This is a genomic window from Cryobacterium breve (assembly GCF_004402375.1).
Classification (GTDB): Bacteria; Actinomycetota; Actinomycetes; order Actinomycetales; family Microbacteriaceae; genus Cryobacterium; species Cryobacterium breve.
This window is the reverse complement of the sequence record NZ_SOGJ01000028.1, coordinates 19,291-35,121: the sequence shown is the minus strand read 5'-3', so window position 1 is coordinate 35,121 and position 15,831 is coordinate 19,291. Positions and strand designations below refer to the sequence as shown.

16 protein-coding genes are annotated in these 15,831 nt (G+C 68.7%); 12 read left to right on the top strand and 4 right to left on the bottom strand.

The genetic code is table 11. The features are described from left to right. Nucleotides 1–202: 202 nt before the first annotated feature. Nucleotides 203–370: a hypothetical protein gene (locus E3O65_RS16760; protein WP_166785761.1), complete on the bottom strand. Its 168-nt coding sequence runs from the start codon at nucleotides 368–370 to the stop codon at nucleotides 203–205. A gap of 368 nt (nucleotides 371–738) precedes the next feature. Between E3O65_RS16760 and E3O65_RS13670 the strand changes: the two genes are divergently transcribed. Beyond that, nucleotides 739–3,336 carry an excinuclease ABC subunit UvrA gene (locus tag E3O65_RS13670; RefSeq protein WP_134364290.1) on the top strand — a complete coding sequence of 866 codons (2,598 nt, stop codon included), beginning with the start codon at nucleotides 739–741 and terminating at the stop codon, nucleotides 3,334–3,336. Between the two features lie 66 nt (nucleotides 3,337–3,402). Beyond that, the gene (locus E3O65_RS13665) at nucleotides 3,403–4,689 is read left to right on the top strand and encodes an ATP-binding protein (protein ID WP_134364289.1); all 1,287 of its coding nucleotides are present in this window, start codon (nucleotides 3,403–3,405) and stop codon (nucleotides 4,687–4,689) included. Between the two features lie 18 nt (nucleotides 4,690–4,707). Here the strand turns inward: E3O65_RS13665 and E3O65_RS13660 are convergent, their stop codons facing one another. Next, a complete protein-coding gene (locus tag E3O65_RS13660) occupies nucleotides 4,708–5,403 on the bottom strand; it encodes a FadR/GntR family transcriptional regulator (RefSeq protein ID WP_166785760.1) in 696 nt (231 codons plus the stop codon). 229 nt (nucleotides 5,404–5,632) lie between these two features. On the opposite strand from E3O65_RS13660, the gene E3O65_RS13655 reads away from it, so the two are divergent. The 10 genes from E3O65_RS13655 to E3O65_RS13610 all read left to right on the top strand — a co-directional run bounded on the left by E3O65_RS13655 (nucleotide 5,633) and on the right by E3O65_RS13610 (nucleotide 14,498). Next, complete coding sequence (locus E3O65_RS13655; protein ID WP_134364287.1) at nucleotides 5,633–7,024, top strand: GntP family permease; 1,392 nt, start codon at nucleotides 5,633–5,635, stop codon at nucleotides 7,022–7,024. A gap of 1 nt (nucleotide 7,025) precedes the next feature. Further along, nucleotides 7,026–7,616, top strand: a complete 591-nt coding sequence (locus tag E3O65_RS13650; protein WP_134364286.1) for a gluconokinase — start codon at nucleotides 7,026–7,028, stop codon at nucleotides 7,614–7,616. Between the two features lie 194 nt (nucleotides 7,617–7,810). Beyond that, entirely contained in the window at nucleotides 7,811–8,086 is a 276-nt protein-coding gene (locus E3O65_RS13645) for a hypothetical protein (protein WP_134364285.1), read from the top strand. Nucleotides 8,087–8,197: 111 nt separating this feature from the next. Then, nucleotides 8,198–8,704, top strand: a complete 507-nt coding sequence (locus E3O65_RS13640) for a hypothetical protein (RefSeq protein WP_134364284.1) — start codon at nucleotides 8,198–8,200, stop codon at nucleotides 8,702–8,704. A gap of 93 nt (nucleotides 8,705–8,797) precedes the next feature. Next, nucleotides 8,798–9,403, top strand: a complete 606-nt coding sequence (locus tag E3O65_RS13635; RefSeq protein WP_134364283.1) for a DUF305 domain-containing protein — start codon at nucleotides 8,798–8,800, stop codon at nucleotides 9,401–9,403. A 10-nt stretch (nucleotides 9,404–9,413) separates the two neighbouring features. Next, complete coding sequence (locus E3O65_RS13630; RefSeq protein ID WP_134364282.1) at nucleotides 9,414–10,376, top strand: F510_1955 family glycosylhydrolase; 963 nt, start codon at nucleotides 9,414–9,416, stop codon at nucleotides 10,374–10,376. A gap of 13 nt (nucleotides 10,377–10,389) precedes the next feature. Continuing rightward, complete coding sequence (locus E3O65_RS17260) at nucleotides 10,390–10,569, top strand: SHOCT domain-containing protein (RefSeq protein ID WP_241985769.1); 180 nt, start codon at nucleotides 10,390–10,392, stop codon at nucleotides 10,567–10,569. After that, nucleotides 10,566–12,092 carry a multicopper oxidase family protein gene (locus E3O65_RS13620; protein WP_134364281.1) on the top strand — a complete coding sequence of 509 codons (1,527 nt, stop codon included), beginning with the start codon at nucleotides 10,566–10,568 and terminating at the stop codon, nucleotides 12,090–12,092. The genes E3O65_RS17260 and E3O65_RS13620 overlap by 4 nt, the downstream gene beginning before the upstream one ends. Before the next feature lie 114 nt (nucleotides 12,093–12,206). After that, nucleotides 12,207–13,436, top strand: coding sequence for an aminotransferase class V-fold PLP-dependent enzyme (locus E3O65_RS13615; RefSeq protein WP_166785759.1), 1,230 nt, complete (start codon nucleotides 12,207–12,209; stop codon nucleotides 13,434–13,436). After that, nucleotides 13,437–14,498 carry a DsbA family protein gene (locus E3O65_RS13610; RefSeq protein ID WP_134364279.1) on the top strand — a complete coding sequence of 354 codons (1,062 nt, stop codon included), beginning with the start codon at nucleotides 13,437–13,439 and terminating at the stop codon, nucleotides 14,496–14,498. It begins immediately after the preceding gene. Between the two features lie 100 nt (nucleotides 14,499–14,598). On the opposite strand, the gene E3O65_RS13605 is transcribed toward E3O65_RS13610, so the two are convergent. Further along, on the bottom strand, nucleotides 14,599–15,051 hold the full coding sequence (locus E3O65_RS13605) for a DUF2269 family protein (protein WP_134364278.1): 453 nt from the start codon (nucleotides 15,049–15,051) through the stop codon (nucleotides 14,599–14,601). Between the two features lie 115 nt (nucleotides 15,052–15,166). Further along, nucleotides 15,167–15,808: a hypothetical protein gene (locus E3O65_RS13600; RefSeq protein WP_134364277.1), complete on the bottom strand. Its 642-nt coding sequence runs from the start codon at nucleotides 15,806–15,808 to the stop codon at nucleotides 15,167–15,169. Nucleotides 15,809–15,831 lie beyond the last annotated feature (23 nt).

The window sequence follows — 15,831 nt, the reverse complement described above, 5'->3', positions numbered from 1 at the left end:
TCCGGGAGCTGATCGAGCGGCGCGCACCGCTGGCCACGATGCCCGTCGACCACCTCCGCCTGCCGTAGTCGAGCGACCCTTCGGTGCCCCGAACGAATTCGACGGTGATCTTGTCACATCCGACGCGGAAAGTGCCGAAGGACCACTCTCACGAGAAAATCTCCGTCGAATTGGTTCACCCTCGGTCAGGGCGAACCGACAGTCAGTCCTGTGGGTCGTTGGCGCGCTCGGCGGCGGCTGCCAGGGCGGCGCGGTCGGCCTTGGGGAGCCGCGCGACATAGGCACGCTTGAGCTCGGCCCACCGGGGCACCGAAACCTGGTTCGCCGGGGCCGGTTCGGCCGGCGTGCTGGGATAGTTGCGTTCAGCCATGAGTCGCTCAGCTTCGTTCTGCTGCTGCGTCATCACTCGACGTCGACTGACGGGCGAGGAATTCGCGCTTAAGGGCAGCCCACCGTTGGATCGAAACGAAGTGGGTAACGGTGTTTTCGGAAGTATCAGCCATGGGTCTCTCGGTCTCAAACGTGTTGAACGGCACGCCGCTGAGCCTGATCAGGGAAAGGAGCGATCGAGATTGTCACGGTTGAGCATCGAGATCTGTCACGGTTGAGCATCGAGATGAGTACCGACCCACCACCATCAGTGGACGGGATCGCAATCCGCCTATTATACCTCGCCTCCTCCCAGCTCCGGCATCCCGGTCCGGCACCTGCCCAGACGCACGGACTAGAGTCGGGCGGATGCCCCAGCCACTCCCTGCAGCCAACTCTGCCGCTTCGACCCGGAATGCACCGGGCACCGCTCCGTCAGCCGGGTTCGTGCAGGTGCGCGGGGCCCGGGAGAACAACCTTCGGGATGTCGACGTCGACGTGCCCCGGGACGCCATCGTCGCCTTCACGGGGGTCTCCGGCTCGGGCAAATCGTCCCTGGCGTTCGGCACCATCTTCGCGGAGGCGCAACGCCGCTTCCTAGAGTCCGTCGCGCCGTACGCCCGGCGGCTGATCCAGCAGGGCCACACCCCTCAGGTCGACGAGATCACCGGCCTGCCGCCGGCGGTCGCCCTGCAGCAGCGCCGAGGCGCACCCAGCTCCCGGTCGAGCGTTGGCACCCTGACCACGCTGTCCAACTCCCTGCGCATGCTCTATTCCCGAGCAGGCCTGTACCCGACGGATGCCCAGCGCCTCGAGTCCGACTCCTTCTCCCCCAACACCGTGGCCGGCGCCTGCCCCCGGTGCCACGGTCTCGGCACGGCACACACCGTGACCGAGGCGACTCTCGTGCCCGACGTGACCCTGAGCATCCGTGAGGGCGCCATCGCGGCCTGGCCGGGCGCTTGGCAGGGCAAGAACCTGCGGGACATCCTGATCACGCTCGGCTACGACGTGGACACCCCCTGGCAGAGCCTGCCGCACGAGGCGCGGGACTGGATCCTCTTCACCGCGGAGCAGCCAGTGGTCGAGGTCACCCCGCAGCGCGACCGCATCGCCAAGCCGTACCAGGGGCGGTTCTGGAGCGCGAAGAGCTACGTGCTGCACACCCTGGCCGACTCGAAGAGCCAGAGTCAGCGTGAGCGCGCACTGCGCTTCGTCGAATCCGGCCCCTGTCCGGTCTGCGACGGCAGCGGACTGACCCCCGCAGCCCTGGCCGTCACTGTGGTCGGCCGGTCGATCGCGGAGCTCAACCTGATGCCGCTGACCGGGCTCGCCGAACTGCTGCGGCCGACGCTGCGCCCGGGTGCCGGGGCGCAGACGGCCGAGCCGGGCATCGAGCCCACCGATGCCGCGGTCACCCTCACCCGGGACCTGCTCGCCCGCATCGAGGTGCTGCTCGAGTTGGGCCTCGGCTACCTCAGCCTCGGGCGCGCAACCCCCACCCTCTCCCCTGGCGAGATGCAACGGCTTCGCATCGCCACCCAGCTGCGCTCGGGCCTGTTCGGCGTGATCTACGTCCTCGACGAGCCCTCCGCCGGGCTGCACCCGGCCGACGCCGAACCGCTGGTGCTCGTTCTGGAGCAACTCAAGGCGTCCGGCAATTCGGTCTTCGTGGTCGAGCACAACATGGACATCGTGCGCCGGGCCGACTGGGTCGTCGACGTGGGCCCGCTGGCCGGCGCCGGCGGCGGCGCCGTGCTTTACAGCGGGCCGATCAGCGGCCTGGCCGAGGTGACGGACTCGGTCACCCGACAGTTCCTGTTCCCCGCCGCGCCGGAATCGGAGTCGGCGCCTGAAGCCCAGCCTGCGGCCGTGCGCACGCCAGCGCGCTGGCTCGGTCTGCACGGGGTCACCCGTCACAATTTGCAGGGCGTCGACGCGAGCTTCCCGATCGGGGTGCTGACGGCCGTGACCGGCGTATCCGGTTCGGGCAAGTCCACCCTGGTCAGCCAGGTGCTGGCGGATGCCGTGCGGCTCGCGCTGCATCCGGACGTCGACGCATCCGTCGCATCGACCGTCACCGCGCCCGACGACGCAGACGGCGACGACGACCTCGGAGACTCCCCCGGTGCGCAGGAACCGCGGGCGCGCGTCGACCGCATCACCGGGCTCGAGGCCGTGGACCGGCTGGTCAGGGTGGACCAGAAGCCCATCGGCCGCACCCCGCGCTCCAACCTGGCCACCTACACCGGGCTCTTCGACGCCGTGCGCGCGACGTTCGCGGCCACCGAGACGGCCCGGAGCCGCGGCTACGGCGCCGGGCGGTTCTCCTTCAACGTGCCCGGCGGCCGGTGCGAGACCTGCCTCGGCGAGGGCTCGGTGAGCGTCGGGCTGCTCTTCCTGCCCGGCAGCTACACGCCCTGCCCCGCCTGCCAGGGCTCGCGTTACAACCCGGAGACCCTCGAGGTGACCTACCGGGGCAAGTCCGTCGCCGACGTGCTCGGCCTGAGCGTCGCGGAGGCCGTCGGCTTCCTCGCCGACGTGCCGGCCGCCGCCCGCAGCCTGGCCACCCTGAGCGAGGTCGGGCTCGGCTACCTTCGCCTCGGCCAGCCGGCGACCGAGCTCTCCGGGGGCGAGGCGCAGCGCATCAAGCTCGCCACCGAGCTGCAGCGCGCCCGCCGCGGGCACACGATGTACCTGCTCGACGAGCCGCCTACGGGCCTGCATCCCGCGGATGTCCGCCTCCTCCTGGCCCAGCTGGGCCGCCTCGTCGACGCCGGCAACACGGTGATCGTCGTCGAGCACAACCTCGACGTGGTGGCCGCCGCCGACTGGGTGATCGACCTGGGTCCGGCCGGCGGCGATGCGGGCGGCCGGATCGTGGCGACCGGAACCCCGGATGCCGTCGCGCGGCATCCGCACAGCCGCACCGCTCCCTATCTGGCCCGCCGCCTGGCGGGCGGTTAGTAAATCCGACCCGCGGGCGGGGTGCCATAGATTGGGTAGCGTACGTGTCGGCGCAAAGGAGCTCTCATGACTGGTTGGCGGATCCGCGATTTTCACTCGGATGATCTAGACGGCATCCTGCGCCTCTGGGAAGAGCTCACGGCGGCCAAGACGGAGCCCGTCTACGGCCTCTCCGAGGTGCTGGCCTCCTGCCAGAAAGATGACGCCGTGATCGCCCTCGCCGGCGACGAGGTGATCGGGGCCGCAGTGGGGCGCGCCGCCCACGCTCAGGGGTGGGTCGTCTTCCTCGCCACCGCGCAGCGCTACCAGGGCCGCGGCGTGGGCACGGCGCTGCTGGCCGCCCTCGAGAAGAAGATGTCCCGGCACGCGCTGACCAAGCTTTCCGCGCTGATGCCTGAATCGGCCACCCGCGTCGACGCCTTCGTGAAACGCGGCTTCGAGGTCAAGCACCACCTGCGCTACTTCGAGCGCCACATTCCGGTGCAACGGGAGGAGCTGCGGTCCCTGACCGAACTGGGCGGGCGCATCCTGGCCCGCGATCTGTGGGAAGGCGTCGGGGGCATGCGCACCGAGAAGGAGCTACTCGAACGCCGGCTCGTGATGCCGCTGGCCAAACCGGACATGGCCGAGCAGTACGGTGTCGTGCCGCCGAAGGCGGTTGTGCTCTTCGGCCCTCCCGGAACCGGCAAGACCACCTTCGCCAAGGCCATCGCCTCGCGGCTGGAATGGCCCTTCGTCGAGGTCTTCCCCTCCCGGCTCGCGGCCGACCCCAAGGGTCTGGCCGGTGCGCTCCGGGAGACCTTCCTGAAGATCTCCGAACTGGAACACGCGGTCGTCTTCATCGACGAGGTCGAGGAGATCGCGGCGCAGCGCGGCGGCGAGCCGCCTTCGGCCCTGCAGGGCGTCACGAATGAGCTGCTCAAGATCATCCCCGCCTTCCGCGAGCAGCCCGGCCGGCTGCTGGTCTGCGCGACGAACTTCATCCGCGCCCTCGACTCCGCCTTTCTGCGGCACGGGCGCTTCGACTACGTGATCCCGATCGGGCTTCCGGATGTCGCTGCTCGCCAGGCCATCTGGGAGCGCTACGTCCCCGAGGGCAGGAAGAGCGCGGTCGACCTCGACGCGCTCGTCGACGCGAGCGACGGCTTCTCACCGGCCGACATCGAATATGCCGCCCGGCGCGCCTCGCAGCAGGCGTTGGAGCGGGCGCTGTTCGAGGGCGCGGACGAGTCGACGCCCGGCGGACCGGACACCGACGACTACCTGGCCGCGATCCGCTCGACCCGCACCACCGTCTCGGCACAGGTCGCCAGCGAGTTCCTGGAGGACATCGAGCGGCTCGCCCGGCTCTGAAATCAGACCTCCGAAGGGTCAGACCCCGAGGCCGAGCTCGGCGCTGTGCGATTCCGCGATGAACTCGACGAGGGTGGCCTCGATCGTCGCGTACGACCAGCGGTACGCGCCGTTTTCGTCCCGGGCGCACAGTGCCTCCGCCAGCTGGTTGTGGCGGTGGGCCGAGGGGGGCGTGTATTCGGTGATCGTGAACCGCTTCTCCTCCTCGCGCGTGCGCAGCAGCGCCTCGACCGTGCCCGCGAAGTGCCCCATCACGCTGTTGCCGGAGCCGACCAGAATCAGGGAGTGGAACGCCACATCCGCCTCGAGGAAGCGCCGGCCGTCGCCCGCGAGGTTGGCCTCGACCATGGTCTCGGCTGCCGCCCGCACCGCGGCCAGCTGCTCCGTTGTCATCAGGCGCGCACTCAGCCGGGCGGCCACAGGCTCGATGCCGAGCCGCATCTCGAGCATCTCGCGCATCTGGGTGAGGTAATCGGCCCCACGTCCGCGCCAGTAGATGGTCTGCGGGTGCATGAGGTCCCAGTTCTCCCGGGAGAGAACCTGAGTGCCCACGCGCTGCCGCGGTTCGACCATGCCGAGGGACTGCAGCACCCGCAGGGTCTCGCGCAGCACGGAGCGGGAGACGGTGAACTCCTCGCTGATGCTTTCGAGGTTCAGGATGTCGCCGGGCGCGTAGCCACCGTCGACGATCTGTTGACCGAGTGCGTTCAGCACCCGCGCATGAAGTCCTCGTTCACGCCAGACTCCGGCGCCCACCCCACGGTTCATCGCTGCTTCTCCCTGCGCGGCCCGGCCGCGCGTCATCCCCCTCGCGATCGTAGCGGCGATCGCCGAGCGGTGGTGGTCACGACGGTTGTAATCGTGTGCCACACTCAATTATCTGATTAATCAGATTTATTGGACGATGGGGTCGCAGAGAAGCCGCCTCGGAATGGACATTCAGATGAATCTTCCCCTTGCGGTTCCGGTGGTTCCGATCGAACCGGCCGGCACCGACCTCCAGCTCATCATCTCCGCCCTTGTCGGAGTCGCGGTGATCATCCTGCTCATCACCTGGCTCAAGGTGCATCCATTCCTCGCCCTCTCGATCGGCGCCGTGGGCGTCGGCGTCGGGGCCGGCCTCGCTCCGGCCGCGTCCGTCACGAGCTTTAGCGCCGGATTCGGCTCCACCATGGCCGGTGTCGGCATCCTGGTCGGCTTCGGTGCCATGTTCGGCAAGCTGCTGGCCGACTCCGGCGGAGCCGACCGCATCGTCGATTCGCTGGTCACCCGCTCGAGCGCCCGCACCTTGCCCTGGACGATGGCGTTGATCGGCGGTCTGATCGGCCTGCCGATGTTCTTCGAGGTCGGCCTCGTGCTGCTCATCCCGGTGATCATCCTGGTGGCCCGCCGCAGTGGGCTCTCGCTCATCCGCATCGCCATCCCGGCCCTGGCCGGCCTGTCCGTCATGCACGGCCTGGTGCCCCCGCACCCCGGCCCCCTCGTCGCCGTGACCACGCTCGGGGCCAACCTCGGCCTGACGCTCGCGATCGGCGTGCTCATCGCCATCCCGACCGTCATCATCGCCGGCCCGATCTTCAGCAAGTTCGCCAGCAAGTGGGTCTCCGTACCCGTGCCGCAGTTGTTCCTGACCAACGAGGAACAGGGACTGGATGAGAACGCCAAGCGCCCGAGCTTCCTGATCACGATCTCGGGCATTCTGCTCCCCGTCGTGCTGATGCTCGCCCGCTCGATCGCCGACGCGATCAACCCGGGCTCCACCGCCCCGCTCAACGCCACGCTCGACTTCCTCGGCACGCCCATGATCGCCCTCGGCATCGCCGTGATCTACGCAATGGTCGTCTTCGGCCGCGGCGGCGGCATGGACCGCTCCGCGGTCGCCAAGTCACTCTCCGACTCTCTGCCGCCGATCGCCGGCATCCTGCTCATCGTGGGTGCGGGTGGCGGGTTCAAGCAGGTGCTCATCGACACCGGTATCGGCACCGTCATCGCCGACGCCGTTGCCGGAAGCAGCGTGTCGGTGCTCGTGCTCGCCTGGTTCGTGGCCGCCCTGATCCGCGTCGCCACCGGATCGGCGACCGTCGCCACCGTGACAGCCGCCGGCATCCTCGCCCCCGTCGCGGCCAGCCTGGGCGGCACGGATGTCTCGTTGATGGTTCTGGCCATCGGCGCCGGTTCCCTGTTCCTCTCCCACGTCAACGACGCGGGATTCTGGCTCGTCAAGGAGTACCTCGGCACGACCGTCGGGCAGAACCTCAAGACCTGGACCGTGATGGAATGCCTCATCTCTGTCGTCGGCCTCGCGGGCGTCCTCCTCCTGAATATCGTGATCTAGCATGTTCGACACACAACAACCCGTGCTCGTGATCATGGGCATCTCGGGATCCGGAAAGTCCACCGTGGCAGGCCTCCTCGCAGGCCAGCTCGGCTGGGACCTCGAGGAGGGTGACGACCTGCATCCGCAGGAGAACATCGACAAGATGTCCGCCGGCCAGCCGCTCAACGACGAGGATCGCGCGCCCTGGCTCGACACAGTCTCGTCCTGGATCATCGAGCACACCATGGCGGGGGTGCCGGGCATCATCACCTGCTCGGCGCTCAAACGCCGTTACCGTGACGTGCTGCGCGAGCACAACGTGATCTTCGTGCACCTGACCGGGTCGACGGACCTGATCGGGCGCCGCCTCGCCGCGCGGCACGACCACTACATGCCGACCTCGCTGCTCGATTCGCAGGTGGCGACCCTCGAGGTGCCCGGTGCCGACGAGCACGCGATCTCCATCGACGCCGGCCGCGCTCCGGCCGAGGAGGCCGCCGAGATCGTGCGGCGGCTCGGGCTGACTCCCCGACCGGGCTCGTCGAGCCTGGGCGCGCCGGAACCGGGAAAATCTTCGGTGCCGCGCGCCCTCCCCCAGCCGTCGGCTTGAGCCGCCGACAGACAGCACCCCTGACCATCGGTTCCCTTGCCATGGCCGCGGGCGCTTTCTGTTGCCACCGAAAAATCCCACCGGCGGCGGGGGGAGACCTCAGGCGAATTCCTGATCGATTCTGGCGCGTGTCAGGGGCATGAACTACACTCGCAGAATCGAATAGACGTTCGAGAGAATCAAGGGAGCCACGCATGCCTCAGATCGTTGACGCAGTCGTCGACGTGGAGCTGTCCATCGACGGCGACCCGCGCGCGTTCATCTGGAACCGGTTCGAACACACCGTCATCGGCCAGCCGCAGGCCATCTTCACGCGCACCCGCTGGTGGGAGAACGCCGGCGGCATCCCGTCCCGCATCGACACCGAACTCTGGCGCCTCGACGCTTCGCGGGGCGACGAGGAACAACACCGCTACGACCTACGGCGCGATACCGACGGGTCGTGGGTGCTCGCCCTCGACTGGGGCTAGACGACGGGTCGTTCCCAGCGGGCGCCGATCCGCTCGGGTATACCCTGAGAGGGCATCCAGGCGATCGACCGGCCACAAGGATGCCCAGACCACGGTTCGGACGGAGATGGCATGCTGCACACGCGCGATGCGATCTCGCTCCGTGGTGGCCGCCGGGTCTTCCACTCCGCCGTTCTGGCGGCGCTCACGATGGCCGCAATGTTGCTCTGCCTGCTCGCGGTGCACTCCGCCGGTGCCGGGCACGGTCTGGGACATGGGCCGGGCCACAGTCTGTCCTCAGCATCGACAGGGACCGCGGCCCCGATCTCGGCCCCAACCGCGATGACGGCCGGCTCACATTCCGCAGCCGCGCACGCCGCTTCCTCCGCCGGAGCGGCCGTTGTCGCCCTGGCCGCCGCCGTGAGCAGCGCCGACATCCAGGTGATGTCCGGTCTGGCCGCCCTCTCCATGACCTGTTCCATGCTGATGGTCCTGAGCGGCCTGCTTCTGCTGTTCCGGCGCCCGTCGTCCTGCCGATGCCTGCTCGAGGCCGGCGGCTTCATCGTCGGCTCCGTCAGGGAGATCCCGCTGCACCTGCATCGGCCCAGCCTCACCCTGCTCTCCATCAGCCGCATTTAGGCCGAAACCCTCGCCAGCGCACCCGACCAGTTGCGCGGCAACGCCGAACCCCGGCCCCGGTTTCTCACCCTTTTGTCGACGAATGGAACACCAATGCTCAGAACCACCCGCACCCTCCGCTCCTCGCTGATCGCCGCAGCCGTGCTGACCACGGCGCTCACCCTCAGCGCTTGCAGCAGCACATCCCCGGCCGCCGACGCCCCAACGTCCGACACCGGTGAGTCCACCGCCACTTCGTCGGCCGCCAACGCCGCAGATGTCGAGTTCGCCCAGATGATGATCCCGCACCACGAGCAGGCCGTGCAGATGAGCGAAGACCTGCTGGCCAAGCTCGACACCGACCCGCGCGTCGTGGCTCTGGCCACCGAGATCAAGGCCGCTCAGGAGCCCGAGATCACCCAGCTGACCGACTGGCTGACCGCTTGGGGCGCCGACACCGGCGGCATGGCAGACATGAACCACGGCACCGACGGAATGATGAGCGAGGCCGACATGATGACGCTGTCCGACGCCTCGGGCGCCGACGCCGACCGGGTCTTCCTCGAGCTGATGATCACTCACCACGAGGGCGCCATTGCCATGGCAGAGACGCACATCGACGAGGGCAGCAACGCCGACGCCCAGGCCCTCTCGGCCGCCATCGTCGCCGCGCAGTCCGCCGAGATCGCCGTGATGACCGACCTCCTCGCCGCGTCGTAGGTTCTGCTCCGTGACGAATCTCAGAAGCACCTTCCGCCTCGGTGGCATTGCAGTGGTCACCCTCAGCCTCGCGGCCGCGCTGGCCGGTTGCACGCCCACTCCGGAATCTTCGGCAACCGGTGAAAACACCACCAATACGGCGGCCTTCGAACACATCCACGGGCTCGGCGCCGATCCGTCCACCGGGACGACCTACGCCGGCACCCATCAGGGCGTGTGGCAGATTCCTACTGGCCTGCTCCCCGACAGCTACCTGGCCGGCGCGCCGAATGACGGGAGAACCCAGGCCTCGGCAAGTGACGGGCCCGCCTTCGACGCCATGGGCTTCACGGTGGCTGCGCCGGGCCTGCTGCTGGCCTCCGGGCATCCAGGCGCCGACGAGTCCACTCTGTCGGCCCCGAATGTGGGACTGATCAGCAGCACGGATGCGGCGACCACTTGGTCTAACCTCTCCCTCGCCGGCACGACCGACTTCCACGACCTCGATGCGGTGGCCCTGCCGTCCGGTGTCCTGCGCGTCTACGGCTACGACGCCGCCGATGGCACGGTCAGCATCAGCGACGACGACGGCGCCACCTGGTCGTCCGGCGCCGCGGTGGGGCTCCGCGACCTCGCCGCCGACCCGGCGAACCCCGATCAGGTCTTCGCCACCACCGAGAGCGGACTCGTTCGCAGCGACGACGCCGGGCGCACCTTCCTGCCGGTCCCCGGTGCGCCGATGCTGTACCTGATCGACGTTCAGGATGCCGCGGCCGGCGGCGGCGTCGTCGGCATCGGTCCTGAGGGTGTGGTCTGGCACCAGGACGCCGAGGGCGAAATCTGGACCCGTGGAGGGCAGACAGAGGGCAGCCCTGAGGCACTCGGCTTCGTGGGCGGCAGCGCGCCCTGGCTGCTCGCCGCCGACCGGCGCGGGGTCGTCGCGAGCGACGACTTCGGCCTCACCTGGACCGTGCTCGTTGCGACCCAGGCCTAGCGCGGTGCGACAGATGCTCAAAATCAGCCGCGGGGACATCCGTGCGATGACGGGGATTTCTGGAGCCACGGCCACCGGAGCCCCCGCCCGCAGCCGGGCCCCCCAGATCCTCGACGAGCGCTTCACGACCGGGGAGCTGAGCCAGGTGCAGTATCGCGAGCAGGTCCCGGTCCTTGGCGGGGGCCCGGCATGAAGCCGCTCAGCCGCCGGGCCGCACTCACTCTCGGCGGACTGGGCGTGGCCGGGACCGTCGTCGGCGGGGCCGGATTGCTCTGGAGCCGCCAGCCCGACCAATCCGTCGGCCCTGACGCAGCACCCGCGCCACTCTCCGGTTACGTCGGCGGTGAGCCGCTGCGCCAGCCGCCCGAGCTGCGGAGCACCGACGGGCTGCTTGAGGTGCAGTTGGAGGCCGCTCCCGGCCCGGCCGTGATCGGCGGCCGAACCGTGACGGTCCTCGCCTACAACAAGGGGCTGCCCGGCCCGACCCTGCGCCTGCAGCCCGGCGACCGGGTGCGGGTGGGTCTGCGCAACGGGCTCGCCGAAGCCACCAATCTGCACGTGCACGGCCTGCATGTCTCCCCCACAGACAACGGCGACAACCCTTTCGTCATGGTCGAGCCCGGCGCCACGTTCGACTACGACTACCGGCTGCCTCCCGACCACCCGCCAGGCCTGTTCTGGTACCACCCGCACCACCACGGTCTCGTCGCCGACCAGATCTTCGGCGGCCTGTATGGCGCCATCGTGATCGACGACTCCGAGCCCCTGCCGGTTGCCCGCGAGCGCGTGCTGGTGATCTCCGATTTCACTCCGGGCGGCGCCGCTGGCGTTGCCTCGGTGGGCCAGGCCGAACGGATGCGCGGCCGCGAGGGCCGTCTCGTGCTGGTGAACGGGCAGCTGAAGCCCGACATCGGCATCCGCCCGGGCGAATGCGAGCGCTGGCGCATTGTCAACTCCTGCGTCTCCCGGTACCTGCGGCTCAGCCTCGCCGGCCAGGGGCTGCAACTGCTCGGCCTCGATTCCGGCCGGTTCGAAACCCCGCGCGACGTGGAGGAGGTGCTGCTCGCGCCCGGCAATCGGGCCGACCTGCTGGTCACCGCGGCCGCCACCGGCACGACCACCACCACCCATTCCACACTCCGCGCCCTGCCCTACGACCGGGGCAGCGCGGGCATGGGCGGCATGATGGGCGGCTCCTCCCCGTCGACTGCGACGCTCGACTTGGCCTCCGTGACCGTGTCCGGTGAGCCGGTGCCCGCGGCATCCGCTTTTCCCCGCCAGCCGGCGCCCCGCGACCTGCGCGGCGCTGCCGTGACGGCACGCCGGGAACTGGCCTTTGCCATGGGCATGGGCATGGGCGGTGGCGGCATGCGGTTCACCATCAACGGCGAATCCTTCGACGGCGACCGAACCGACACCACGGTGCAGACCGGCAGCGTCGAGGAATGGCTACTGTCGAACTCGAGCCCGATGGACCATCCGCTGCACCTGCACGTCTGGCCGATGCAGCTGATTGAGCAGAACGGCCGGGCCGTGGAAGCTGTCCAGTGGCAGGACGTGGTCAACGTGCCGGCCGGCGGAACGGCTCGGGTGCGCATCGCTTTCGACGATTTTCCAGGCCGCACGGTGTACCACTGCCACATTCTCGACCACGAGGATCTCGGCATGATGGGCGTGATCGAGGCCCGAGGCGGACCCGCGCCCGGCGCAGGGTAAGCGCACCGCCGCCCACTACACCCGCACGACTACCTCCCCGCTCCCAGCCAGCTCCCAGCAGCGGCAGGTCAAACAGGCTGCTCGCCTAGAATGAGCCGGAAAGAATCGAAGGACATGAAGCACTCTGGGTTGTTCCGGCGCACACCGCCGGTCGCGGTCGAAACCGGCCGTCTCGCTGATTTCGCTTACCTCGACCCAGGAGCCGTCTACCTCGACTCCGCCTGCCAGAGCCTCCGGCCGCAGCCAGTCCTCGACGCCCTGACCGAGTACTACACGGCGTACAACGCCTGTGGCGGGCGCGTGAAATACGCCTGGGGAACCCGAGTCGACCGCGAGGTGCAGGACACGCGCAAGGCCGTGCTCGACCTGCTCGGCCTCTCCGGCCGGGGTCACGCAGTCTCCTTCACCCTCAACACGACCTTCGGCCTCAACCTGCTGCTGCAGCAGCTGCCGCGGGATCGGTTCGCGCAGGTGGTCACGAGCCATATCGAGCACAACTCGGTCTTCCTGCCCACTATGACGGCCGCCACCCGACTCGGCCTGCCCCGCCTGGTGCTCGACCGTGCCCCCGATGGCGCCCTGGTCTACCAGCCGGCCCAGCTCGAACGCTCGGTCGTGGTCGTCAACGTGGCCTCGAACATCGACGGACGTCTGCTCACCAACCTCACCGACCTCGTACGCGACACCCACGCCCGCGGCGGCATCGTCATCCTCGATGCGGCCCAGGCCATCGCGCATGAGCGCGCACTGCTGGCCAAAACCGAGGCTGACGCGCTCTGCTTCTCCGCCCACAAGATGTACGGCGCCAGCCTCGGTGTGGTCGTCGCCAGCCACGAGCTGCTCGGCTCCCTCGACCTCACCTTCGTGGGCGGCGGCATGGTCGCGGATGTCCGCGAAGACTCCTACGATCTGCTGACCAACGACCCGGGCGCCCTCCTCGAACCCGGCCTGCAGGCCTGGGGCGAGATCATCGCCCTCGGGCGCGCGATCGAGTGGCTGGGGCAGGTGCGCCCGGGCAGCCGGCCCGCGGCCGAGCACGTTGAGGGCCTCTCGCAGCGCCTCTTCGAGGGGCTCAGCGACATCCCCGGTCTAACCCTGTTCAACACCGAGGCCAGCCCCGTGATCAGCCTCTACGCGCCGAAGCAGGATTCACACCGGCTCGCGGTGTTCCTGTCCCAGTCGCAGATCATGGTGCGCAGCGGGTATTTCTGCGCCCACCATTACCTGAAGGACCAGCTCGGGCTACCGCCGCTGCTGCGCTTCTCGCTCGGACTGCACTCGACCACGGCCGATATCGATCAGGCCACCCAGGCCCTCGCGCGCCTGATGAAAGGCCTCTCCTAAGTGTTCTGCATCGCCGCATTCATCGTTCTCATCTTCATGGCGGCCGTGTCGGCCCGCTACCGCCGTTACCTCCGCACGGCCTGGAACTGCACTCTCCGCCGCGTCACGTTCCGCCCCTGCGACACCACCTTCAAGCAGGACATCAAAGACCACCTGCTGGCGCCGCTGGCGGTGCGCAGTCCGAAGCTCGTCGGACCGGCATCCGTCGCCCTCGAGGTGGTCGCGCTGCTGGTGATTCTCACCACCGTCTGGAGCGCCTACGTCGTCGTCAAGAGCGGCGTCAACCTCTATGTCTACGGCACCTGCAACAAGCAGGATTCCGCGTCATGCAGCCTGGGCGCCGAGGCCTGCTCGATCCCCGACCAGACGCCGACCTTCGGCGACTCGCTGCTGTCCGGCGACGTGATCGGCGCGTTCGGCAACGACTTCGCCAGCCTCGCCGAGACGTTCTCGGCTATCCCCTCCCGCATGCAGAACTGGGAAGCCGAGGAGTACCTGCCGGCCAACGCCAGCTACCTCAGCACCTTCGACGCGCAGAGGGGAACCGCCCTCGAGGTCATCGACCCCGGCTGCACCTACTGCCTGCAGCTGTTCAACAACATCGAAGAGTCCGGGTTTGACGATCGGATGAACCTCACCTACATCGCCTACCCGATCGCATCTGACGACGGCTACAAGTTCGAGAACTCGCTGCTCGTCACCCAGTATCTCGAGGCACTGCGGCTGAACCCACGGGAGGGCGCGAAGACGCCGGTCGACTGGGAGATCCTGCGCCGAATCTATACCGAGGACAACGACAAGGGCGTGTCCTGGCAGAGCGTGATCAACGGCGCCGAGCCGGATGTCGCCACCGCTCTGCTGCAGGACTGGTCTGCCGAGTTCGGTCTCACCGCGGAACAGGTGGCCACCGTGGCATCCGTCGCCGCCTCGGACGAGGTCGCCGACATCATCGCCGCCAACACGCGGCTGGTCGAGGAGAGCATCCACACCGTGAAGATCCCGTCGATCATCTTCGACGGCCGCCGGCACGACGGCCTGGTCTCGGTCGACGACCTCAGGTAGCCGGTCCGGGGGAACGGGTCTTCGTCGCCCTCCGAGTGCTGCGGCAAGGCATTCCACCTGCGATCAACAGAGTCCAGTCGGTGCGGCCGCCCGTGACCTGCTAGAGGGGCTTCAGCACCATGAGCACGACCACGACGACCAGGAGCAGCGAGGCGATGCCCGAGCCCATGGCCACACGCGAGTAACCGGCGACCTTGACACCGGCGACCCGGGTGCCGCCGGCGGACTGCTCGGCGAGGATCTCGGAGACCGACTTCATGGCCGGAATCACCACAAACAGACTGACGGCGACGGATGCCGCGTAGAGCACGATCGACAGCCAGATCCAGGTTGAGGCAAAGGAGACGTTGTCCCGGAAGCCCAGCGCGCCGAAGCCGAGGAGCGCGACCAACAGGGACAGCAGAGTGAAGATATTGGTCGATTTCGCGATCGAGGCCACCTGACCGGCCTCGCCGGCGCGCATGGAGCGCATGGCGGACATCGGCATGATGGCCATCGGCCCGACGATGAAGACGCCGGTGACAATGTGCAGGGTGCTGAGCAGGGGTTCCATTTCTTCAGAGTAGGCCCGGCTCGGACGCTCCGGTGAACCGACACGTGGGAGAGGTCGGTGGCGGCTCGCACCACGCACAGGTGTCGTCTCGACGCCGTCACGCGCAGCCGACAGGTCAGGCGCGGCGCTTCTGCACCTCGGGGTGGTCGTCGGGCAGGGCGTGGCGGGAGGCGGCACGCAGCAACACGAGGTTCTTCCGCTCCCAGTCCAGCACGGCCTGGCGCTGCGGGTCGAGAGCCCGCCCCTCCGCGCAGGTTGCCGTGTTGCGCCCGCAGACGCAGGCGAGCGGCGCGCCCTCGACAGCATGGTGCAGCTGCCCGACCTGCCAGAGCACAGCCATCGCCCAGTCGAGCTGGCGGTGCGCGAGCTCGGTCTTGCGCTCCGCGCGCCGCACCAGGTCGCTCTCGAGGAGTGCGCGCACCCCGGCGCTCTTCGCGCGGTCGGATTCTCCGGCCACGACGCTGCGCAGCTCGGCCACCTGCGCGGCGAGCCCGTCGATCACCGACTGTTGCGCGGCATCAGCCACCGCCGACTTCTCGGCGAACTGACGGTGGTTCTCCTGCTGGTCGGCATACTGCCCGACCCAGAGCCTGATGTGCTCGGCGTCGCGGCGCTCCGCCTTCTCGGCGCTCAGGTGGTGCAGGCAGGCCGCGCAGACCACCTGGTCGGTCGGCGAGGTGAAGGTGAACGGCTGCAGCGACTGACAGCAGAAACACTGCGCCCGGATGGCCACATACAACGGATACGAGTGGGTCATGGTTGCTCCCTGCCTAGCCCTCA